The following is a 23,934-nucleotide window of genomic DNA, read 5'->3' as shown; positions in this document are numbered from 1 at the left end:
ATCTTGACCTTTAGGGTCATTCTTGTCGGCATCTGTACGTGGATCTGTTACGTGAACCTTCACCGGTACTTCATCTTTTGTCCCATCTGGGTACGTTACTTCTACTGTACCTTCGGTTTCTCCTGGGGTTGATGTGTCTACCGGTGTTTTCCATTCATATGTTGTTCCTTTAGGTAAATCCTTTTCATTAGCAATTCCTTGTTTTGCTTCTGGCGTCTTACCTTTTTCTACTGTTACATCTTTTCCTTGTGGAGCTAATCGAACCAAATCACTTCCTGGAATAGTTTGTGTCGATTTATCAGGATATGTGATTGTAGCTGTTCCATCATTTTCAACCGTAACAGCTGTATTATCAGGATCTGGGAATACATCCTTATTCGCTTCTTTTACCTTGTTTTCAACTTCTCGCTTTTCTTTATCTGTTAATTCAGATACATTTGCAACTGGAGTCTTTTCAGGAATGACTACAACTGGAACATCAGCTGTAAATTCTCCTGTCTTAACCCCGTCTACATTAGTAATCATCGAAGGATCAGATACTGTAACTTTAATAGGACCCTTTGCTCCTTTAGTTGAAACATAGACTTCACCAGTCTTTTCATCCTTTTCAACCGGAACATCATTTCCATTAGCATCAGTAGCTGTAATAGTTGTTTTGTCTGTTGCATATTCAACTTTGATTCCAGTGTCTTGTTTATCACCTGTTGGTAAAACAGGTTTTACATTTGCATCAACATTTGTTGGTAACTCTTGTGCTAAAAGTCCACCCGTTGTATAAGTAGTTGGGAACATCCCACCATTATTGTCACTAAAGTAAAGTTCAACTGGTAAAATTGCTGAGTCTTTTGGAATTAAAAAGACTGGTTCACCGCTAGCATCTGTTGTCATTAAATCATATGCCGATTGTTTTAATTTCAAAACAGTTCTAACAATAATCGGGTTTTGTGCCCCATTAACATTCAAATATTCTTTTTTAGACGTTGTATTCCCTAATGAAGCAGTTGCATCTGGAATATCAAAGTACGCTTGTCCCTGATCATTAAATGATGTAGTGGCACGATAGTCTTCTTCAAAATAAGTTGGAATAAATCCAGGTCCACCAAAATCATAACGACCAATATAGTACTCTGGATTTTCAAATTTATCTACAAGTTCTGGGTCAATATTAATATGATATTGTGTATCATCTAAGTTATATTGCATAACTAGGGCTAAAGTACCATTTTTCAAAATAGTTTCATCTACAATAAATGCCCCATATTCACCCACTGTTGGGTCAAAGCGAACTTGACTTGATGCACTCAATTTTTTAAATTTGTTTAATCGAGTTGTATCATTTGAAATTTGAGGTTCAGGAAGTGTATTAAAATAGCCTTCTGTTATTGATGAACTAATTGGTGCTTGATTATGCTGATCATAGACATATGCACGATATGGAATATTATTATTATCGTTAGCAATGACATTTCCAACTGTATCCTTTAATTCAATTACACCATCTACTGTATATGCCCCTAAATCGGCACCACCAAAGATACCACCATTAGCACGAATGTATGGAGCTGCCCAAATATTTGTTCCCGCTTGTCTTTCAAAGTATACCCATTTATCAGGTCTATTAACTGGATGTGCCTTAATACTAGATACTTGCTCGGCAATTGTTGAATCAAGTTGTAAACGAATTTGCCAATTTGATCCTGAATTTGCACCCTTTTGATAAATGGAAATTCTAAAATTAATATCATTGCCAGCTTTTACACTTGCATCCGATAAATTATCAAAGTTAAAAGCTAAATTATCAAAAGTATAGTTTTTAACTGCACCTGTATCTGTTGTCCCCATTGAACGATTACCTGTAGCAACTAATGTTGGTGTAGTTGCTAATAAACTTGCACTCAATTGGTTTGTTGCAACTTCATCAGTAGCCGAAGTATCTACAGAAGTTGATAATTGTTTAGTGTTCAATTGAGTAAATGTAGATTCTTCGCTTGCATTTTGACTTGAAACTTCCTTGGTTGTAACCGAAGTTTCAGTATCTTGTGATACACTGTCAACAGATGTTTCCTCTTGAGTACTATTAACACTAGGTGTTTCTTTGGTTACTGTCGATGTTTCAGTCGAGGTTGCTTCTGGATTACCGGTTTCCGAACCACTATTTATCTGGTTATTGTCTTGAGTAACCACTGAAGATGCTTCGCCAGATTTTAGCGATGAAACTTGGTCAGCCGAAGCAGACCCATACATCATAAAAGCGGTTCCGATCAAAACAGACGCTACCCCTACACTAAAACGTTTGATTGTAAAGCGTTGCTTACGGTCACTATATTTTTGTAACCGTAACCCCCTATTATTTTTAGATAGCATAAAAATCATACCTTTCTACGAACTTATTCCTATAAAGAATATTTTCCTTTATGTATAGATGTAACTCCCTAGTTACAACTTTATAATACCCGTTTCAATAGTTTATTTCAACAACAAAGATTTCAAAAGTTTTTGTTATCCCCCCTAATATCCTCACTAAATTTTATGAATACCTCTCTATATTTTATATCCACAAAAGTTGTATGTACAAATAAAATTATGTTAGCAAAGTATAATAAAAGCCACTGGAAAATTTCACGACATGTTTTCTAGTGGTTATTAGGTCTTATACAATAATATCTTCCGATTTTCGGTTCTGTACCAACATTTCTTTTATAGAATATTAAAAAAAGTGCTGAACAATTATCCAGCACTCAAAAGTAATTTCTATGTCTACTTGATTATAACAAAACCAATATATTTTTTCTACTCTCCTATTTTTTTCTTTATAATTCCAAAACCACATAGATACGTTTGAAAACATTAAATAATATTATAACACGCTTTATAACATCAAATTGTTAATTACAAAATCAATTAATAACATTTAAAAACAGTTATATACATTTAACAAACATTTATTATTGATTTTAAATTTATTTTATGTATAATTAAAGGTGGATTGATATAGAAAGAGGTAATTTCTATGTCAAAAAATAATGTTGTAAAGATGAATGTCGCAAATGATTTAGGTTACGGTAGTGTAAAAGCTAAGGTTAATGATACTAAAATCCATTTTCCTTCAGTGCTAGCACTACAACGTGAACAAGATATAGCAAAGCCTGTTGAGTTTGATTCAGAGAAGGAAAAATTAAGTTATCTATCTGATATGATTAATCACATGGATATAACTGTTTCTAGTTCAGCTGTTAAAACTCAAGGCCGTTTCTTACTGGGAACTGCTGCTGTCAAAAGCTCATTACCTATGAGAGCTTTTGACGTTAATGATTTTACAGGCAAATCAGATAATGATTTATCTATTATTCTAACTTTAGGTATGATTGCAGCTCAACGTGTTGCTTTAGCTGTTGAAAATGGTGAAGATTTATCTGAACAACTTAATGCTGAAGTTAATATGACTACTGCTCTACCTGTATCTGAGGGTAAAAAGAATGGTATTGTTGATAGTTATATTAACAAATACGTTAATAGCAAGCATACTGTAGTCTTCCATAATCTAAAAGATCCTATCACTGTATCTCTAACCTTTAATAAAGTTTATGTTGCTCTAGAAGGCGAAGTAGCACAACTTTATATTCAAAACAGTGATATCAAACTAAAGGGATTAATTAAGAAAGATTTTGCTAAAAATTATCCCGAATTAGCTACAGAGATTGAAGTAACTGATTTAGTCAAAATCAAAAACTTATTAGGTATAGATATTGGCGAAGGAACAACAGACCTAGTTGTTATTAAAGATGGTAAAGCTAATGCTGTCTCATCAACTAGCTTACCTACTGGTTATGGAAATGCTCTACAAGATGCAATTGACGTCTTACAAACGCAAAATATGAATTTTGAGGCCCGTTCACAGTTACAGGATTACTTATCCCAAGACGTATCCCCTTTAGCTAAGAGAATGCAAAATAAGGTACGTCAGACTGTGTTTGAACAATTAGCACCCTTTGCAGATAAGATTGTTGAAGCCGCAAGTAAAACTATGAGAAAAGCTGGAGCAAATGTTGAAGTTCTATATGTTTATGGCGGAGGATCAATTCCTATGTTAGAACAGACTGAACTTCGTCAAAAATTGGCTCAGAAAATGAAAGACTTCTCTGGAGGTATTGACGTACCTGTAATTTGGATTGATAAGTCTTATGCACAAATTTTAAATGAAAAAGGACTAGAATTAGTCTTAAATGTACTTAAATAAAGATTAGGAAGTGATAATTTATGGCTAGACCAACAAAGGATCCTTCAACCAAATCATACACTATCACTGTTGATGGTATATATCGTGAATGGATGGATGCGCAAGATAATAAAAGTGTTTCAATTAGAAATTTGATTAAGCTAGCGCTTGAATTAGTTGGTGATGGTGATTTTACAGAAGCTTTGATTAAGAAAGCTGCTAGCACCTCTGCATATTCAGAGAAAGCCTCACAAGTAATATCCAACTTCAATGAAGAGAAAGTTGCTGATACTGCACATCAACAAAAGCTTGATGATGTGAATCAAAAATTAGCTGATCTACAAGCTGAACGTGAAGCGTTATTGAATGAAAAAGCAGATAATACTACTGGTATAGATTTATCTATGCTATCTACAAAATTTGATAAATAAGTAAGTCCTAGAGCCGTCTAGGGCTTTTTTATTGCAAAAAAATAACCTAGCTACTGCTAGGCTTTACCGAATTGAAAGGTTCCTATGTTTTTTTATCTAATTAATTGTTGTTTTTTTGTTAAATTCTGAGAATTTTGAGTTCTGATTAAGTTCTGAGTCAATAGTTATTAATTACTATTTTTTGAATTTACTATATACTGTTAAATCCTATCTTTTCCTTATTTGACAGTATTTGATCATTTTTGAGTTTAAATAATTAAAATCATATTTTTCCAGAAAGTTAAAATAACTTTTTATTTTATTGGGAATTAATTTCCTAATTTTGATTTTAATAATCTGTCTACGATCTGTTGTTTTTAAAGACAAATTTGTATACCATTAATTTATATAACTGATTCCATTCAATAATCCTTTATCAAAACAATTATATTAACATACCAATCCTTATATTATATGGATATTCAACTTTTTAAATAAGTAAAAACAATTATTTACTTATATTTTCAATTTTACCCTTGCTTTTATTCGTAAATAAGAGTAAAGTTATACTTGTAAGTTAGGGAAAGCATTTACATTTATTAAGGTGGTAATTATATATGAATAAAATTATTATTAGCAAGTTAAACAATGACGAAAATAAGATTGAATGGCGTATTTCTAACAGTGAAACTGGACATTACTTAAATATTTCAATTTCCCGTGCATTAGAAGATGCTATGAAGAAAAAGCGTAATTTATCCTTTAACCGCTTTGAATCTGAACAAATTAACAATTTGTCTCACTTAGTTACAAATATTCAAGAAGACTATGTTCTTAATATTGATGAATCCAATATTAGCTCTAGTTATTTACCATTAAGGGGTATCGACGCATTATCATATATGAAAACCGTCGAATAAGTGATTATAAGCATTAAATTAAGTTGTTATTTTAATACTTATCTTGGATATATTTAAGTATTCTTAATTGATTAAAGATTTGTCTGTCAACAACCTCTATCATTAAAATAGAGGTTGTTTTTTTGTTAAATATTTTACAGTTGCATTGTTTTTGACTAATTAAATATTTAAATTCTCTTATTATTCCTTTGTATTCTTGCTATCTCTACTTTTTAGGTTTATATTAATTCTAGTTATTTTTCGAAAGGAATGGTTACATGTATTACAATGCAGCTCTAGTTTTAGAAGGTGGTGCAATGCGTGGCCTCTATACTTCTGGCGTTCTAGATACCTTTTTGGAACATGATATTCAATTTGATTGTGTTATTGGAGTTTCTGCAGGGTCCCTAAATGGTGCTAATTTCGTTTCAAAACAATATCAAAGAACTTATAATGTAAATGTTAAATACCGTAAAGATCATGACTATATCTCTTTAGCACGCCCTTTTAAGCATGAAAGTATTATTAACTTAGATTTCTTATTTGATGATCATGGATTAGATTGGCATAATTTCGATAATAAAGCTTATTTAAAGTCTGAAACTGATTTTATTGTTGTAGCTACTTCTCTAGAAAGCGGAAAAGCTGTGACGCTACGTAATCCCCAACCTGGCCAAGACTTAATTGATGCTTTAGAAGCTTCTTCATCTATGCCTTTCATCTCAAAGCCACATAATACTTCTAAAGGACTTTGTCTAGATGGTGGTATTGCTAACTCTATCCCTTTTGATATCGCTCAAAAAATGGGTTTTCAAAAAATTGTAGTTGTTCGTACTCGCCCACGTGATTATCGCAAAAAGCCTACTAGTTTTGCTTTAAAACGCCTCTACAGTAATAGCTTCAAGGAATACCCAGAATTCGTTAAAACGGCTATCAGACGTCCTGAAATGTATAACCATTCTGTTGAAGTTTTAAATAAACTTGAACACAACGACGAAATTTTTTGTTTATCACCCAAGGATCCAGTTAAAGTTGGTAGGCTTGAACACAATACTAAAAAGATGACTGAACTCTATAATATAGGTAGAAATGATGCTGAAAGTAATCTTGAAGCAATGCTTAACTATCTTCAAAAAAGTGAACCCCTATATGACTAAAAATACATTTTAAAACCAAAAAACATGGTATCTACTTAGCAAAACTAAGCGATACCATGTTTTTATTTTATATTTGCCAATTTAGCTAGCTTGGTTGTTGATCCAAAGTATTAATGCCTGGATACCAATCTTTATATCCTTGATATCTATCTACTTCTAGCAGTTTTTCAGCATTTTTTACTCTTTCTGGCGTAGGAGGCTCAACACCTTCAAGACGATATCTGATACCCATTTCCTGATACTTATGAACGCCCATTGTATGATAAGGTAATACTTCAAATTTTTCGACATTATGAAGATTTTCCTTAACATACTCGCCCAATTGTTTCAAGTATTCATCATTATCCGTGATGCCTGGGATAAGGACATGACGAATCCAAACAGGTTTCCCTATGCTAGAAAGATATTCGCACATATCCAAAATATTATCATTTGGGAATCCGGTTAATCTCTTATGTTCGTCCGAATTAATATGCTTGATATCAACTAATAGAATATCGGTATAGTCCATTAACTCATTGAACTTACTAAACCAAGGTTCTCTTCTTGTAAATGGCTGTCCACAAGTGTCCAAACAAGTGCTAATACCTTCTTCCTTGCACATCTTGAATAACTCTAGTGCAAAATCTATTTGCAATAGAATTTCACCACCTGATAAAGTTATTCCACCTTTGTCGCCCCAAAAGCTACGATAAGGAAGTGCCTTATTTAGAACTTCTTCAGTCGTCATTTGTGAACCTACCCTTGTTTTCCAAGTGTCCGGATTGTGACAGAACTTACACCTCATATGGCAACCTTGCATAAAAACGACAAAACGTATACCTGGTCCATCGACAGCCCCAAAAGTTTCCAAAGAATGTACATAGCCTACGACATGACCGTCTTTAGTTGGAACTGGATTCAATAAAGGATTAGCACTCATTCTCTCCACCTACTCTCTTCTAAATATTACATTGAAGTATGGAAGGTTCTTGCAATAACGTCATCTTGTTGTTCTTTAGTTAGATCAGCAAAGTATACACAGTAACCTGAAACACGAATTGTTAATGTTGGATACTTCTCTGGATGTGCTTGAGCATCTAATAAAGTATCTCTATTGAATACATTAATATTCAAATGATGACCATCTTTTCTCATATAGCCTCCGATCATGTTTACTAATGTATCTTCTTGCATCTTTTCATCATGACCCAATGTTGTTGGTGTTACAGCAAATGTATTAGAAATACCATCTGTAGCATACTTGTATGGTAATTTAGCAACAGATAATAATGATGCTAAAGCACCTGTTGTATCTGCTCCGTATGCTGGGTTAGCACCTGGTGCAAATGGTTCACCCTTTTGACGACCATTTGGAGTAGTACCTGTGTTCTTACCATAAACAACATTTGAAGTAATTGTAAGAACGGATGTTGTTAACTTAGCTCCACGATATAGATGATGCTTGCTCATCTTAGTAAATAGTTCCTTAACAAGCCATGCAGCAATATCGTCAGCACGATCATCATCGTTACCATAACGAGGGAAGTCATGATCTGCTTTAAAGTCAACAGCAATACCATCTTCGTCACGAATTACTTTAACATGTCCGTACTTGATAGCTGAAATTGAGTCAGCAGCAACAGACAATCCAGAAATACCTGTAGCAAAGCTACGATCTACTAATGTATCTTTCAATGCCATTTGTGCTGATTCATAGTAATACTTGTCATGCATGTAATGAATTGTGTTCAAAGCATTTACATAAATATCAGCAATCCATTCCATCATGTCATCGAATTTCTTCATGAATTCATCGTAGTCAATGTATTCTGAGCTAATTGGTTCGTATGCAGGACCTACTTGTTGTTTTGTAAGTTCATCCTTACCACCATTGATAGCATACAATACAGCCTTAGCTAGATTTGCACGAGCTCCGAAGAATTGCATACCATTTGCAATTGGTTGTGCAGATACACAGCAAGCAATGCCATAGTAGTCTGTTCCCCATGTCTTCATCATTAAGTCATCGTTTTCGTATTGAATTGTAGAACTTGCAATAGATACACTTGCAGCATAGTGCTTAAATGATTCAGGCAAACGATCAGACCAAAGTAATGTGATATTTGGTTCTGGTGCGGCACCCATATTATGCAATGTATTTAAGAAACGATATGATGTCTTAGTTACATGGTGACGTCCATCTAAGCCCATACCAGCAATTGATAATGTTGCCCAGATAGGGTTACCTGAGAATAGTGAGTTGTAAGCTGGTGTACGAATGAAGCATACCATTCTCAATTTCATTGTGAATTGGTCAATTAATTCTTGTGCTTCTTTTTCAGTTAAAATACCACGCTTCATATCACGTTCAATGTAAATATCGATGAATGAATCGATACGACCAATAGACATAGCAGCACCATTTTGTTGTTTAATAGATGCTAAATATCCAAAGTATAACCATTGAATTGCTTCTTTAGCTGTTGTAGCTGGTTTGGAAATGTCATAGCCATAAGACTCAGCCATAATCTTCATATCATTTAAGGCTTTGATTTGGTCAGAAATCTCTTCACGCATTTGGATTATGTCGTTAGTCATCTCACCATCGCCACAATTTTCCAAATCTTTTTTCTTTTCTTCGATTAAACGATCAATACCATACAATGCAACACGTGGGAAGTCACCAATCAAACGGCCACGACCATATGCATCTGGTAGTCCAGTGATAATCTTGTTGTGGCGAGCTTTCATGATTTCGCTTGTGTATGCATCAAATACACCTTGGTTATGTGTCTTAGATAGATTTTCAAATACAAAGTCTGTTTCTGGATCAATCTTAAATCCATAAGCTTCCAAAGCACCTTTAGCCATTCTGATACCACCATATGGCATAAGTGCACGTTTCATAGGTTTATCTGTTTGTAAACCAACAATCTTTTCTAATGACTTGTCTAAATAACCTGGTTTATGAGATGTAATTGTTGATACTACTTTTGTATCAGCTTCAAGAGGTCCACCATGTGCACGTTCTTTTAATTTTAAGTCGATTAATTTATCGTTTAACTTCGTTGTAGCTTCGGTTGGTCCTTCAAGGAAAGATTGATCTCCATCATATGGAGTGAAGTTATCTTGAATAAATTCACGAATATCAATTTCTTCTTTCCATTCTTTTCCTCTAAATCCTTCCCAAGCATCTTTTACATCAACGTTTTGCATTTGAGTCTTTTCAACCATACTCAAAGCCTCCTTTGTGATTTTTAAGAAAACGTTTTCTACACTGTTAATACTACACCTTAGTTAAATTAAATTCAATGAAAAATCGTTCACAATGTTTTTTATTTTCAAAAAATCTTATAAACGCTATCATTTATTTTAATCATTAGAAATGTTAATATGACAACACTTTTGACAACAGTTTATAAACTTTAAAAATGTGATTTATGTATCAAAATATAAATTTCATTAATTTTATTTTAGAATTTCTTAAAATTACAAAAAAAGACCCTATACCCCAAAAAGTTTAGGCATAGAGTCTTTAGTCTTTAAAAGAATTTATACTGACGCTCCTAAAATAAAGGTAACTAACGTCGTCAACAATCCGGTTATAACATTTCGTAAAATTGTTTTGCCAGTTGAAACCTCAGAGTTGTGTGTACAAACTACTGCATTAATTGATAATGAGGCAATCATCGCAATTAATGTAAATACCACGCGATGTTCTGGTCTTGCTAGAATCATCGTCAATAATGGAATCATTGCCCCAATTATAAATGAGCAGAAAGAACTGGCTGCAGCATGAAACGGCATTAAGATATCATTCTTTTGCAATTTTATCGGACAATTTTCACAGTCTTCATTTTCCAACTGACTTTGTCTTTCCATTGTCTTTTCTTGAATATCTCTTTGGGTACTTACAGATATCCATTCTCCACCAGCCATTGAACAAGCTCCAGCTAGCATGCCAGACAAACCACTGATTAAAAGGGTCTTACTATCAAGATTAGCCCCTGCAGCACCTAACACGATTCCAGATACTGAAATAATCCCATCATTGGCCCCTAAAATACTAGCCCTTATAACATTTAAACTATCCCAAAAAAAATTAGTCTTAACTTTCAATACATGCGTAACTTTCAATTTGTACACTTCCTCACGAAATATAAAAATAATACCGTTTTTATATATATATTTAAATTATATAAATCGCTTTTATCCCGATTAAATTATACATCATATGAGTAATTAGTACTAATTTAGCAAAATTTATAATTATATACATATTTCACAATAATATAAAAAAGCATACTTAAAAAGCATGCTTTTTTATAATTAACCTACACTACCATCCATTTGATACTCAATCAATCTATTCAATTCGACTGCATATTCCATTGGTAGTTCTTTAGTAAATGGTTCAACAAATCCCATAATAATCATTTCAGTAGCCTTTTCTTCAGAAATACCTCTACTCATCAAATAGTAAAGCTGATCTTCTGAAATTTTTGAAACCTTAGCTTCATGTTCCATTGAGACATTACTATTTAATACTTCATTAAATGGAATTGTATCACTTGAAGACTCGTCGTCCATAATGATAGTGTCACATTCAACGTGTGCAAATGAGCCATCGCTATCTCTGTTAAATCTTACATATCCACGATAATCAGCAATTCCTCCATCTTTGCAGAGAGATTTAGATACAGTTGATGAATATGTATTTTTAGCATTATGAATCATTCTTGCTCCAGTATCAGAGTCAATACCTTTACCTGCAAATGCAATAGATAACATATTTCCATGTGCACCTTCACCATCTAAATAGATACTTGGATATTTCATAGTTACTTTAGAACCAAGGTTACCGTCTACCCATTCCATAGTAGCATTTTCCAAAGCTCTGGCACGTTTTGTTTCCAAACTATATACATTGTTGGACCAGTTTTGGATTGTTGTATAACGGCAATAAGCATCCTTCAAAACATTTACTTCAACAACTGCCGCATGTAAGGAATCTTGTGAATAATTAGGAGCAGTACAACCTTCTACATAGTTAACACTAGCACCTTCATCGACAATGATTAGTGTTCTTTCAAATTGTCCTGAATTTCCGGCATTAATTCGGAAGTAACTTTGAATAGGTGTTTCAACTTTCACTCCCTTAGGCACATAAATAAATGTTCCTCCAGACCAAACAGCAGTATTAAGCGCGGCCATCTTATTATCATCTGCTGGTATTAACTTTCCAAAATATTCTTTTACTAATTCCGGATATTCTTGAACTGCAGAATCTGTATCCATAAATATGATACCTTTTTTGGCAAAATCTTCTTTCATATTATGGTAAACAACTTCTGATTCATATTGAGCAGAAGAACCAGCTAAATATTTACGTTCAGCTTCTGGTACACCCAAACGATCAAATGTATCTTTAATTTCTTGTGGTACATCTTCCCACTTTCTAGCTACTGTATCAGTATCACGTCTAAAATAATTAATATGATCTAAATCCAATTCTGACAAATCTGGTCCAAAATTAGCCATCTTCAAAGTCTTGTACTTTTCATAAGCAGCCAATCTAATATCCAACATCCATTCAGGTTCATTTTTAGCTTTAGAAATATTTCTTACAACTTCTTCACTAAGACCTTCACCAGTTGTATATATTGGTTCAATATCATCTTTAAAGCCATATTTATATTGGCCACCAATGTCTTTTATATCTTCACTAATCATTCTTTTCACCCTTTCCTTCATACTTTTCAATAAGTTGATAAATTGCCTTCCATGATAACATTGCGCATTTAATTCGAGCTGGGAATTGTTTAACCCCTTCTAAAATTATTGCCTCACCTAAAACTTTTCTATCAGGTTTTACTTCTTTTGTAATCATATCGGAAAATGACAATACCATATTTTTTATTGTATCGAAGTCTTTATTTAATACTTCATTTGTCATAATACTTGCGGATGATTGAGAAATTGTGCAGCCGTAGCCATCAAAAGCAATATCCTTTATTTTATTATCCTCAATTAATGCAGTTAAGGTAATAACATCGCCACAAGTCGGATTTCTCAATTCAACTTCAACACTTTCATTTTCTAACTTACCTTTATGTCGTGGATGGTTAGCTTCTTCTAAAATTGCTTGTCGATATAAATTATTTAAATTACTCATATTTGGAAAAATTCCTCTACTTTCTTTAGAGAATCTACTAATTTGTCGATTTCTTCATAAGTATTATAAAAATAGAAACTTGCTCTCAACGTAGCACTAACACCTAACCAATCCATAAGTGGTTGTGCACAATGGTGACCAGCTCTAACTGCAATTCCATCAGCATCTAAAAAAGTTGCTACATCGTGGGGATGAATACCTTTCAAATTAAAGGATACTACTCCACATCTTTGATCAGGATCTTTGGGACCATAAATTTCAATAGTCTTAATATTAGCTAACTTTTCAAGTGCATACTTTTGTAAGTCTTCATCATTTTGAGCTACATTTCCCATTCCAACTTCTTCTAAATAATCAATCGCAGCACCAAGGCCTAGTACACCTTCAATATTTTGCGTTCCACCTTCAAAGTTCCAAGGAATCTCTTTGAATGTTGATTTTTCAGTTGTTACACTGTCAATCATTTCTCCACCATATTCTAAAGGATGCATTTTTTCTAAGAGTTCATACTTTCCCCATAGAACACCAATTCCAGTAGGTCCTAACATCTTATGTCCCGAAAATACATAGAAGTCTGCCTCTAAATCTTGCATGTCTACCGGCAAATGTGGTACAGATTGAGCACCATCAACTACTAAAATTGCATTACTTTGATGAACAATAGCTGCAATTTCTTTAATTGGATTAATTGTTCCTAAAACGTTAGAAACATGAGTAACTGCTACAATCTTTGTTTTATCAGTAACCTTTTGCTTTAAATCGTCTAAATCAAGTTTACCTTCTTCAGTTAAAGTTACATACTTTACCTTTAGATTCTTTTCTTGTGCAATTGCTTGCCATGGAACAATGTTACTGTGATGCTCCATATAGGTGGTAACAATTTCATCGCCTTCATGTAAGTTATATCTAACATAACCTTGTGCTATCCAGTTCAAACTTTGAGTTGTTCCCTTGGTAAAAAGTACTTCCTCATCGCGATAAGCATTAATAAAATTTGCCACTTTATGTCTTACATTTTCATATTTATCAGTTGTTTCGACTGCTAAATTGTAGACACCACGATGAATATTACTATTGTATTTATTATAGTAGTCAGCAATTTCGTTAATTACTTGCTTAGGCTTTTGCGAAGTAGCTGCACTATCTAAGTAAGTTAAAGGCTGATTGTTCATTTTAGTTTCTAAAAGAGGAAAATCTTTTCTTAAATCACTAGTTTTCTTCATCATAACTTACCTTTCTTTCAATCAATTCACTAAACTCATTGCGAATTTCTTTCAAAGGTATTTCATCTAAAACAGGAGCTAGGAAACCTCTAATTACTAATTTTTCAGCTAAACGTTTTTGTAAGCCACGACTCATTAAGTAATATAATTGTTCAGGATTTACACGACCAATACTTGCCGCATGTCCTGCAGTAACATCATTATCATCAATTAGCAAAATTGGATTAGCATCCCCTCTAGCTTGTGGAGATAACATTAAAATACGACTTTCTTGTTGTGCATCAGAGCCTTTACTTCTCTTCATTACATGTCCGATGCCGTTGAAAGTTAATTCGGATGCATCTAAAGCAACACCATGTTGTAAGATATGACCGATTGTATTCTTTCCAATATTTGTAACTCGTGTATCAATTCCTTGAATTTGATCACTTGTTGAAATACCTACGACTTTTAATTCAGCATGAGAGCCATCGCCAACTAAATCAGAATCAAAATCACCGATTGTTAAACCAGAATTCATCATACCCATTGCCCAGTCAATCTTGGAATCTCTTTGTAAGTATCCACGACGATTCATATAAGCAGTTGTGTTCTTACTTAAATTATCGACACTAGCAAAGTGAATTCGACTTCCATCACCAGCGATAACTTCAACTACGATGTTAGCTGTATTTTTCTTATCACCATCTGTTTTTAAACGTTCTACATAAGATAGTGAACTATTTGCTTCTGTAACAATTAGTACATGATGAACATAATCTTCCTCAACTCGTGAATTTTGAATATATTCGCATGTTAATGGTGTTTCTAAGTCTACATTTTTAGGTACATAAACTAAAACTCCACTTTGAAGATTTGCTACATGTTCTGCTAACAGGCGATTATCGTCCATTTTTAATCCTTTTTCCATAAAGTATTTCTTCATAATGTCTTCATGATTAATCAAAGCATCTTCAAAGTCTTCGACAATTACACCCTTATCAAGAAATTCTGATGGTAACTTAATTTGTGCCTTATTACTAGCATATTGATAGACATCAGCGTTAGTATCAAATTTAGGTTGATCATCAATTACACTCGTCCCATCAACATTTATATCCCAGTCATGATACTTAATTTTTTGGAAACTAGGCAATTTAGTAGTTTCAATTAATTGTTTAGCTTCATTTCGCTTAGCTCTAAACCATTCGGGCTCTTTTCGAAGTTCAATCAATTCATCTATGGATAATTGTTTCATTGTACAAGCCCCCTAAGCATTTTCATCAACTAATTTAATATCTAGTCCAAGTTCATCACGAAGTTTTGCGTATCCTTCTTTTTCCAAACGGATTGCCAAATCTGGGCCACCAGTTTTGACAAGTTGGCCATCCATCATAACATGTACATAATCTGGAACGATGTAGTTCAAGAGTCTTTGATAGTGAGTAATAATCAAAGATCCAAAATTATCGCCACGCATTTGGTTGACACCACGAGAAACGACTTTAAGTGCATCAATATCTAGTCCAGAGTCAATTTCATCTAATATTGCGAATTCGGGTCTGATCATCATCATCTGCATAATTTCATTACGTTTCTTTTCACCACCAGAAAAGCCTTCGTTTAAATATCTATCAGACATTTCTTCAGACATATCCAATGTTTCTAATGTTTCATCTAAACGTTTGATGAAATCCATTAAAGGAATCGGATCATCTTTGGGACGACGAGCATTGATCGCACTCTTAACAAATTCTGCATTAGTTACTCCTGGAATTTCTTGTGGATATTGCATCGCTAAAAATAGTCCCATTCTAGCACGTTCATCAACTGGTAAATCAATGATACTTTTGCCATTCAATAAAATATCTCCCTTTGTAATCTTGTAAGCAGGATCTCCCATAATAGTTGAAGAAAGTGTTGATTTCCCAGTACCATTCGGACCCATAATTGCATGAATCTCACCAGTTGACATCTTCAAATTAACACCCTTCAAAATTTCCTTTCCTTCAACAGTTACATGTAAATCTTTAACTTCTAATACTGACATTTAAATCACCACTATAAAATAGTTACCTTTCCTGGAATTTTCTTATCAATAACATTATAAGACAAATTACCTAACTTAACGATTGGATTTAAGTATTTTTACAATATATTCCCTTAAATTTATTTGTAATTAAGTAATAATCTTTATAATAAGTTTACAAATATAGAATAACGCTTACATACAACATAATCAATACTCTTATACAAATTATTTAGCACAACTTAAAAACTCGCCTAGAAATTCATTCTAGACGAGTTCTTACCTATTTAATATAAGCGTATTTGTAATTCCATTGTGTACCTGCAGTATTTTGAATAATACCCTTCACTTTTGTATTTTGCATATAAGATGTTGTTTGTTGATATAGAGGCGTTACACCTTGATCAGCATTAAAGATTCGAGCTGCTTTTACTAAATCTTCCCAACGCTTATTAACATCATTGGCATCTTCATTTTGCGCTTTTTCAATTAAAGCATCATATTCTTTATTAGAATATCTTCCATAATTGTACGAAGTTCCTGTAACTGGAATCTGCATGAATGTGATTGGATCTTTGAAGTCTCCACCCCAACCTGATACATAAATATCATAGTTACCTTTGCGAGCTTTAGATAACGCACTATTTCCAGGAATGTTTTGCACAGAAATCTTAATTCCCGGTAGTACCTTTGTATATTGTGATTGTAAATATTGAGTTAAGGCATCATTATTAGCCATTTCATTAGAAGCTAGAATTGTGAAATTTAAATTCTTTTCACCAATTTCTTGTAATCCCTTCTTCCAATATTTCTTAGCTAATCTTTCATTATAATCAACCGTATTATCTACTTTTTGTTCTTCTGCGAAATCTTTACCTGTGCTTGGATTAGAAGCTAAATCGGATGCTACAAATCCAGTTGGTACATTAGAGCCATCACCAAAAACTTTCTTTGTAAGTGTCTTTCTATCGATTGCTAATGATAGAGCTAACCTAATATTTTTATTATTTAGTGCTTTACGATTTACTTCATTAGAATCATTAAAGTTGTAGTCTAGATACGCAACGTAAGAATAAGAGTATTGTTTGAATTCTGGCTTGTTATGTAAATTCTTAACTTGTTCACTAGATAATGGTGTTAAATCTAACTTGCCTTGTTGGAATAATTGATAGCCTGTATTGGTATTCTTAACTACTTGATAATTAATCTTTTGTAGTTTCACTACTTTTTTATCCCAGTATTGATCGTTCTTTACAAATGACCACTTATCTGAGGTACCATTCCAATCTTTGACTTTAAATGGTCCTGAATACACCATATATTTAGAATTAGTTCCATATTTTTTACCGTATTTTTGTACCACTTTTTCATTTTGCGGTCCAAACAATGGATATGTCATTAAGACTTTAAAATATGATACAGGTCTATCTAATGTAATGACAACCTTATTATCCCCTTCGGCCTCTATCCCTAACTTATCAGTTGACATTTTACCCTCATTAATAGCTTGAGCATTCTTTACATCATAGAACAAATAAGCATATGGCGAAGCTGTCTTGGGATCAATTGTTCTTCTCCAGGAATATACAAAATCTTGAGCAGTAATCTTATCACCGTTACTCCACTTTGCATCTCTCAAAGTAAAAGTCCATGTTTTGCCATCTTGTGAAACCTGACCACTCTTAGCTAGTCCAGGGGTTACCTTACCATCTTTACCTAGTCGATAAAAGCTTTCAAAAACATTTCCTGTTTGACCATAGCCAGTAGACTTAGAAATATCAATAGTATCTAATGGTCCAGTTGTACTTAAATTTAAAACTTGTTTAGAATTTTCACTAGTAGATTTTCCACATGCAACTAACAAAACTGCGGTTAAACTTATAAATATTCCAGTAATAATTGCTTTAATTCTTTTCATCTTTATTTTCTCCTTTATGTAAGATGTGTTTTTAATCTATAAACAGTTCATCATCCATCCTTCCAGATAAACAAAAAGGACTTGCAACTCCTAAAAATTAGAATCACAAGTCCAGTTCAGTTATCTTCATCTTCTATAAACTAACTGATTAGATTAATTTGTATCGGTACCGATAATAAATATATACAGATTAATCCAATCTTGGAAGTGTGAGTCTAATTTTTTGCATGTCAAATTCCATGTTGCCTACTGGACAACATGTTACTAAACAACAACATTGTGTATTAATAAATTTTGACATAATATTCACACTCCTCTCATTTCATTAACCAAATCATATAACTTTACTATACTTTTGTCAATAAAATTTAATCATACTTGCAAAATATTCTTTTAGTAAAAAATAACATTCCCGTTAACAACGCGAATGTCTACATTTTTAATAATTGATAAATAGTTATATTCTACTAAATTTCATTTTTATTTTTCTCCCCAGAATTGTCAATCCAATTACAAGTAACGAAACTGGGAAAAGAGTAATTGGGAAAAATAAACTTATAAAGATACCTGCTAACCATTCTTTTTCAAGGAGAGTGATAGCTATAGACACACTAACAACTAAGACAACAAATAAACTATCTATTTGTGGAAAAAGTTGTGCCATTCCAAATCCTTGTAGAAAAGCTGCAAATGTTACTGGAAAAATGTCCCCTCCAGTCCATCCTGTCCATAAACATAAATCTAAGAACAATAACTTTATAAGAGATAAAATAAATAATATTACAACAGGTGTACTCATACCGAGTTTAGCAACAGTATGTAAACTATGTTGACCCGAAAATAGTAACGTTGGAATAAATAGTTTCATTAAGAAAATAACCATTGCACCTATACAAATTTTAAATGGTAAAGAGATCTTCAAATGATCTAAATTTATAAAAATTACTTTTTTTAACCAACTATAGCTTTTACCAAAAACAAATCCATACAAACAAAGAGGTAAAAATACTAATAAATCTACCATAGACCAATTAGTTTTTCCTAACTTAGTCACAAATGATGGCTGATCAGTTAATCTCATCATTAACCAAAAGGCAAGTAAGCCATTCGCAATTAATAAGTTTCGCCAAGTTTTTCCAATCTTCTTTTGATTAATTGAATAAGATAACAAATAATGACTAGGATGAAAAATATACTTTATCCACTTTATAGGATTAGATTTTTCCAACTGGTTCCAATTTGCTTCTAAATATCTAAGTTTATCTGCCTGCCAAATAGAGTAAGCAATAACTGCTCCCAATAAAGGAGCCTCAGGACCAACTCCAGCTCCTGAAATTAAAATCACTAAAGCTAGCAGCAAACTATGCCATGTCTTTCTATATGATGCTGTTCCTTTAGCTTTAAATTCGTGTAATAATTCATGACTAGTCTTAGGTAAATTACCCCATTTAATCTTTAAAAAAATAACCACACTACATAAAATGGTTAATACTAGTAACGAATACACAAAATTTACATGCAACCATTGAGAAACTGATTCCCACAAAATATGACTTAGTATCTTTTCAGTCATAATAAATGCATAGGAAATCAAAGCAAGCACACTACTATACATTAAACCTAGCAAAACTAAAAAAATTTTTTTCTTTCAAACATCCTTACCAACAATCACCCACTTGATACAATTTTTAAGAAATTTTTATTTCAATTTTAAATTTAAGTCTCTTTACCTATATTATCTTTTAAAAGATTACCATATTAAATGCTTCTAGGCTAGAACTATTGTAGAGTATGTATGAAATTCTTAATTATCGTAAATTATTTCTTATAAAAAATAAAAAAACAACATCCCCGTCAATAACGAGGATGTCTTCGATTGTGGTATGTAGAACCTTACTGAGAATGACTAAATTATCCAAACTAGGTAGTGATCTACCAGATAACCATTTATAAATGGATTGTGGGTTCTCAAATCCCATAACTAATTGAATATCACGTACACTGTACCCATTATTTTTGAATAAACTTTTTAGATTAGCACCAGTTTTTTCTGAATTTATCGAAACATACATTGGCTTCATGAAATCACCTCAATTTAATTATACATACCTCGAACATTTAATACCAAAAATAGCCAACGCAAAATTTGCATTGACTAAAAATTATGTAAACCGACGCGTATTGGCTTACGTGGGATACTCTTGTATCTGGACTTATTAGACTACTGAATCAGACTAGCACATCATGGCTAGCAACTTCCATGACCTAGTCCGCATTTCAAGTTCAGGGCATAGACCTTTTCCTATCCAATTTTCACCAAACATGTGTAATGTCCATATTTCTGTTAATATAAGATTGTCGATTTTGGCTACTCAAACCTTACTCGTCAGTTATAGTTGCATCACCACAACTTCACGACACGAATTCTTAATTGATATTCTTCGTTGGTTCCTAAGGTAATCAGCCTTAATTAACTAAAGATGGTATATTGCGAATCCCTGACGGCAAGTGTCTTAGTTTCAGATATGAGTCCCCTTGCTTCTCTCTACACAACTTTTTTTCGTTGCTCCCAATTAGTACTACCCAAGTGGAAATTAGAAAAAATAAACGTATCCGTATATTTCGTCATAGTAGTTATTAAGAGACGTATGGCTAGGCGGCTTGTCACACCTTATCCACTAGCTTCATCGGTACACTTATATACTAACAAAGCTTAGGTCATTAAACTATAAACTACTAGGTTAATTTGGGCGATTTCGCTACAATTACTAAAATAGAGATTCGTATTCTAACTATTATTTGAAGCCATTAATTCTGCTTGCTCTATTACAGTTTCTACTGCTTGCTTTTGAAAATCAGGTGGATAGCCGTATTTTCTAAGTAATCTTCGTACTTCTCTTCGCATCTTAGCTTGGACACTTTCTCGTTTTTCCCAATCTATTCCAGCTTCTCTCTGCACGACTTTTACTAGTTCTTTAGCAATAAGTTGTAGTGTTTCTTCACCTAACATTTCCACTGCTTTCTTATGGTCAGCTAGAGCATCATAAAAAGCTACTTCTTCTTGAGTTAATCCAAGGTCTTCACCTTTATTTTGTTGTTCTCTAATTTTCTTAGCAATTTCTATAAGTTGACGAATAACCAGTTCACTTGTTATACCACGATTATTGTAATCATCAATGGATTTCTTTAACATTTCAGTAAACTGTTTGGATGCAGTTTGATTAACTTTCAACATTGCTTTTACTTTACCTTTTAAAACATTTTCCAGTACAACAATTGCTAAATCTTTTTCAGGCTCTTTCTTCATAGCATCCAAGAATTCATCTGAAATTAATTCAATGCTTTCCTTATTTATTCCAAATTGTTCATAAATATCAACGTCTTTTTCAGAAATAACAGATTGATCTATAAATTGCTTAAGTCTATAGTCAACTTCTTTAGGATCTTTACCATTTCCCCCACCTGTAATTGGTTTTCTCTTTAACTTAACTATTAAGGCTTTTACAGACTTGAAAAATGCAATCTCTTCTCCATATACTTGAGCTTCTTCCTGAGTAGCAGTTATAGCATATACTTTTTGCAATTCAGTAACTACATCTATAAATTTTCTCCAACTATCATCTTTTTGTTTAAGAATTTCATTAGCTACACGATTAGTAACGCTAATTCGTACACTACTTTTTTCTGACTTAAAGTCTGAGTAATCTATACCATACAAGAAATCATTCGTAATAATATCGTATTTTTCCTTTAAAACTGCTATAGCTTTTTTCATGTTGATGCCAACTTGACTCTGATCTTTCTTTGAATATATATTCAAGGCTGATTTTAAGCTTTCAGCAATTCCAATATAGTCTACAATTAAACCACTGTCTTTATCTTTAAATACTCGATTTACACGTGCGATTGCTTGGATTAAATTATGGCCTTTCATCGGCTTATCAATATACATTGTATTCATAGATGGAACATCAAATCCAGTCAACCACATATCAACAACGATCACTATCTGAAGTTCATCATTGTTATCTTTCATCCTTTTTTGCAAGATTCTACGATCAGCTTTGCTTGTCTGATGTTTAGCTAATTCTGGTCCATCAGCTGCTGAAGATGTCATTACAATCTTAATTTTGCCCTTTTCTAAATCATCACTTGCCCAATTTGGACGCAATTTAATAATCTCATTATATAAATTAACAGCATTTCTTCTAGACATTTCAACAATCATTGATTTACCAAATGTCTCTTTTTGTCTTTTTTCAAAATGATTAACAAAATGCTTAGCAATGCTTTGTAATCTTGATTTTGCTCCAGCTAATGTTTCTAATCTTGAAAATTCACGATTTCGGCGTTTATTTTCTTCCAAATTAGGATCATCATCTAAATTAGCTTCCTTAATTAACTTTTGATACTCTTTTTCTGTTCCCTCTTTTAATTTTAGTGGGAAAACATTACTTTCGTAGTAAATTCTAACAGTAGCATCGTCATCTACAGCTTGAGTAATATCATAAATATCAATATAGTTACCAAAGACGTTGATTGTTGACTTATCTTCCGTTGAAATCGGTGTTCCTGTAAAGCCAATGAAAGAAGCATTAGGTAAAGCATCGCGTAAATACTTAGCATAACCATATCTAATACCATTTTTAGTTTGTTTAGCTGTTAATCCATATTGAGTACGGTGTGCTTCGTCAGCAATAACAATAATGTCACTTCTTTCAGATAGCACTGGCATTTCTTTTTCACCTTTTTCAAACTCTGGATAGAATTTATGAATCGTAGAAAATACAATTCCACCTGAATTTTTATCCATTGCAATTCTCAAATCATCTCTAGTTTCAACGTGCTCTGGTGTCTGTCGTAGAAACTCATGTGCTGCTGAAAAAGTATCAAACAACTGATCATCTAGATCATTGCGATCATTAATTACCAACATAGTTGGATTATTCAATTTACGAGCAGCTATACTTGCAAAAAATACCATTGATAAACTCTTACCAGAACCAGTAGTATGCCATACTACCCCTATACGCTTATCTTCTGAACTTTTAATTGCTCTTTTAGCAGCTTTTATTGCCTTATTCACCATGTAATATTGATGATAAGCACCTAGTATTTTAACCGTAGAATCTCCATTAGTTTCAAAAATAATGAAGTTTTCGATCAAATTCAATAAAACACTTGGTTCGAGCATATATTTGATTAATGTAACTAATTCTAATTCTGCAGTATCTGTTACATTTTTAGGTGCTCTCCACCTCATAAAACGATCAAATCCAGCTGTTATTGAACCAGCTCTAGCATTTATACCGTCAGAAATGATCAGAATCTCATTATATTTCATATAATCTGAAATTTCTTCTTTGTATGTTTCAAATTGATTATATGCATCACGAATACTTACATTAGGGTTTGAAATATCCTTAAACTCAAAAGTAATAAGTGGTAATCCATTAATAAATAGAGTTACATCTGGTCTACGCTCATGTCGCCCCTCAAATGTAAACTGATTAGTAGCAATAAATTCATTATTATTTACGTTATTAAAATCAATTGCATACAAAGTCACTGTACGACTTTCCCCGTTTACACTTGTTTTGATTCTTATTCCTTCAACCAATAACTTATGAAGATAATGATTATTAATCATCATATTAGGGTTATCAGCTAATCTAATAAAATTACGTACTGCTTCTTTGTATATTTCATCCTCATATCCTGGATTAAGTCTACGCAAAGCTTTATCTAAGTTAGTTAATAAAATAGCAACTGTATGATCTTTATTCCTAGCTGCATCTATTTGCTTATTAGGCGATGTATAACTTTCACTTTTAAATATTGAATACCCTAATTTTTCTAGTTCATCTAATGCTAAATCTTCTACTGCTTCTTCTGTTAGATAACCTTTTGGCATATGAGTCTCACTCCTTTTTTTGTGAAAACAGT

17 protein-coding genes are annotated in these 23,934 nt (G+C 32.9%); 4 read left to right on the top strand and 13 right to left on the bottom strand.

From position 1 onward, the window contains the following. Positions 1–2,364 (bottom strand): Rib/alpha-like domain-containing protein (locus FC55_RS07160; RefSeq protein WP_162256095.1); only part of this gene is annotated, 2,364 nt, incomplete at its 3' end. Between the two features lie 646 nt (positions 2,365–3,010). Between FC55_RS07160 and FC55_RS07155 the strand changes: the two genes are divergently transcribed. From FC55_RS07155 to FC55_RS07140, 4 genes are all read left to right on the top strand, one after another. Further along, a complete protein-coding gene (locus tag FC55_RS07155; protein WP_003699494.1) occupies positions 3,011–4,237 on the top strand; it encodes a ParM/StbA family protein in 1,227 nt (408 codons plus the stop codon). Between the two features lie 20 nt (positions 4,238–4,257). Further along, positions 4,258–4,647: a hypothetical protein gene (locus tag FC55_RS07150; protein WP_003699492.1), complete on the top strand. Its 390-nt coding sequence runs from the start codon at positions 4,258–4,260 to the stop codon at positions 4,645–4,647. A gap of 596 nt (positions 4,648–5,243) precedes the next feature. Further along, on the top strand, positions 5,244–5,546 hold the full coding sequence (locus tag FC55_RS07145) for a hypothetical protein (protein WP_003699490.1): 303 nt from the start codon (positions 5,244–5,246) through the stop codon (positions 5,544–5,546). A gap of 257 nt (positions 5,547–5,803) precedes the next feature. Further along, positions 5,804–6,682 carry a patatin-like phospholipase family protein gene (locus FC55_RS07140; protein ID WP_003699488.1) on the top strand — a complete coding sequence of 293 codons (879 nt, stop codon included), beginning with the start codon at positions 5,804–5,806 and terminating at the stop codon, positions 6,680–6,682. A gap of 85 nt (positions 6,683–6,767) precedes the next feature. Here FC55_RS07140 and pflA read toward each other — a convergent pair whose 3' ends face one another. From pflA to FC55_RS07080, 12 genes are all read right to left on the bottom strand, one after another. Beyond that, positions 6,768–7,604: a pyruvate formate-lyase-activating protein gene (pflA, locus tag FC55_RS07135; protein WP_003699487.1), complete on the bottom strand. Its 837-nt coding sequence runs from the start codon at positions 7,602–7,604 to the stop codon at positions 6,768–6,770. A gap of 26 nt (positions 7,605–7,630) precedes the next feature. Continuing rightward, positions 7,631–9,898, bottom strand: a complete 2,268-nt coding sequence (gene pflB / locus FC55_RS07130; protein WP_003699486.1) for a formate C-acetyltransferase — start codon at positions 9,896–9,898, stop codon at positions 7,631–7,633. Positions 9,899–10,216: 318 nt separating this feature from the next. After that, a complete protein-coding gene (locus tag FC55_RS07125; protein WP_081036621.1) occupies positions 10,217–10,801 on the bottom strand; it encodes a VIT1/CCC1 transporter family protein in 585 nt (194 codons plus the stop codon). A 192-nt stretch (positions 10,802–10,993) separates the two neighbouring features. Further along, positions 10,994–12,397 (bottom strand): Fe-S cluster assembly protein SufB, encoded by a 1,404-nt coding sequence (gene sufB / locus FC55_RS07120; RefSeq protein ID WP_003699483.1) that lies wholly within the window; start codon positions 12,395–12,397, stop codon positions 10,994–10,996. Then, on the bottom strand, positions 12,390–12,839 hold the full coding sequence (gene sufU, locus FC55_RS07115; RefSeq protein ID WP_003699481.1) for a Fe-S cluster assembly sulfur transfer protein SufU: 450 nt from the start codon (positions 12,837–12,839) through the stop codon (positions 12,390–12,392). The genes sufB and sufU overlap by 8 nt, the downstream gene beginning before the upstream one ends. After that, entirely contained in the window at positions 12,836–14,062 is a 1,227-nt protein-coding gene (locus tag FC55_RS07110; RefSeq protein WP_035149388.1) for an aminotransferase class V-fold PLP-dependent enzyme, read from the bottom strand. Before FC55_RS07110 ends, sufU begins: the two co-directional genes overlap by 4 nt. Next, positions 14,049–15,299, bottom strand: a complete 1,251-nt coding sequence (gene sufD, locus FC55_RS07105; protein ID WP_003699479.1) for a Fe-S cluster assembly protein SufD — start codon at positions 15,297–15,299, stop codon at positions 14,049–14,051. Before sufD ends, FC55_RS07110 begins: the two co-directional genes overlap by 14 nt. Before the next feature lie 12 nt (positions 15,300–15,311). Further along, entirely contained in the window at positions 15,312–16,091 is a 780-nt protein-coding gene (gene sufC / locus FC55_RS07100; RefSeq protein WP_003699477.1) for a Fe-S cluster assembly ATPase SufC, read from the bottom strand. A gap of 262 nt (positions 16,092–16,353) precedes the next feature. Beyond that, positions 16,354–17,988 carry a peptide ABC transporter substrate-binding protein gene (locus FC55_RS07095; protein ID WP_003699475.1) on the bottom strand — a complete coding sequence of 545 codons (1,635 nt, stop codon included), beginning with the start codon at positions 17,986–17,988 and terminating at the stop codon, positions 16,354–16,356. Between the two features lie 457 nt (positions 17,989–18,445). Continuing rightward, the gene (locus tag FC55_RS07090; protein ID WP_003699473.1) at positions 18,446–19,603 is read right to left on the bottom strand and encodes a chloride channel protein; all 1,158 of its coding nucleotides are present in this window, start codon (positions 19,601–19,603) and stop codon (positions 18,446–18,448) included. 193 nt (positions 19,604–19,796) lie between these two features. Continuing rightward, positions 19,797–20,069, bottom strand: coding sequence for a helix-turn-helix domain-containing protein (locus FC55_RS07085; RefSeq protein WP_003699471.1), 273 nt, complete (start codon positions 20,067–20,069; stop codon positions 19,797–19,799). A gap of 707 nt (positions 20,070–20,776) precedes the next feature. Continuing rightward, positions 20,777–23,902 carry a type I restriction endonuclease subunit R gene (locus FC55_RS07080; RefSeq protein WP_003699468.1) on the bottom strand — a complete coding sequence of 1,042 codons (3,126 nt, stop codon included), beginning with the start codon at positions 23,900–23,902 and terminating at the stop codon, positions 20,777–20,779. Between the last annotated feature and the right edge of the window lie 32 nt (positions 23,903–23,934).

It is taken from the genome of Ligilactobacillus salivarius DSM 20555 = ATCC 11741 (genome assembly GCF_001435955.1).
Classification (GTDB): domain Bacteria; phylum Bacillota; class Bacilli; order Lactobacillales; family Lactobacillaceae; genus Ligilactobacillus; species Ligilactobacillus salivarius.
Note: the sequence above shows the minus strand (reverse complement) of the source record. Positions and strands in the feature narration are given on the sequence as shown.

Coding starts and splice junctions, on each gene's coding strand:
- pflB (WP_003699486.1), bottom strand. CDS start 9,898: ATGGTTGAAAAGACTCAAATGCAAAACGTTGATGTAAAAGATGCTTGG.
- sufC (WP_003699477.1), bottom strand. CDS start 16,091: ATGTCAGTATTAGAAGTTAAAGATTTACATGTAACTGTTGAAGGAAAG.
- pflA (WP_003699487.1), bottom strand. CDS start 7,604: ATGAGTGCTAATCCTTTATTGAATCCAGTTCCAACTAAAGACGGTCAT.
- FC55_RS07080 (WP_003699468.1), bottom strand. CDS start 23,902: ATGCCAAAAGGTTATCTAACAGAAGAAGCAGTAGAAGATTTAGCATTA.
- FC55_RS07110 (WP_035149388.1), bottom strand. CDS start 14,062: ATGAAGAAAACTAGTGATTTAAGAAAAGATTTTCCTCTTTTAGAAACT.
- sufB (WP_003699483.1), bottom strand. CDS start 12,397: ATGATTAGTGAAGATATAAAAGACATTGGTGGCCAATATAAATATGGC.
- FC55_RS07145 (WP_003699490.1), top strand. CDS start 5,244: ATGAATAAAATTATTATTAGCAAGTTAAACAATGACGAAAATAAGATT.
- sufU (WP_003699481.1), bottom strand. CDS start 12,839: ATGAGTAATTTAAATAATTTATATCGACAAGCAATTTTAGAAGAAGCT.
- FC55_RS07085 (WP_003699471.1), bottom strand. CDS start 20,069: ATGAAGCCAATGTATGTTTCGATAAATTCAGAAAAAACTGGTGCTAAT.
- FC55_RS07090 (WP_003699473.1), bottom strand. CDS start 19,603: ATGTATAGTAGTGTGCTTGCTTTGATTTCCTATGCATTTATTATGACT.
- FC55_RS07140 (WP_003699488.1), top strand. CDS start 5,804: ATGTATTACAATGCAGCTCTAGTTTTAGAAGGTGGTGCAATGCGTGGC.
- FC55_RS07150 (WP_003699492.1), top strand. CDS start 4,258: ATGGCTAGACCAACAAAGGATCCTTCAACCAAATCATACACTATCACT.
- FC55_RS07095 (WP_003699475.1), bottom strand. CDS start 17,988: ATGAAAAGAATTAAAGCAATTATTACTGGAATATTTATAAGTTTAACC.
- sufD (WP_003699479.1), bottom strand. CDS start 15,299: ATGAAACAATTATCCATAGATGAATTGATTGAACTTCGAAAAGAGCCC.
- FC55_RS07155 (WP_003699494.1), top strand. CDS start 3,011: ATGTCAAAAAATAATGTTGTAAAGATGAATGTCGCAAATGATTTAGGT.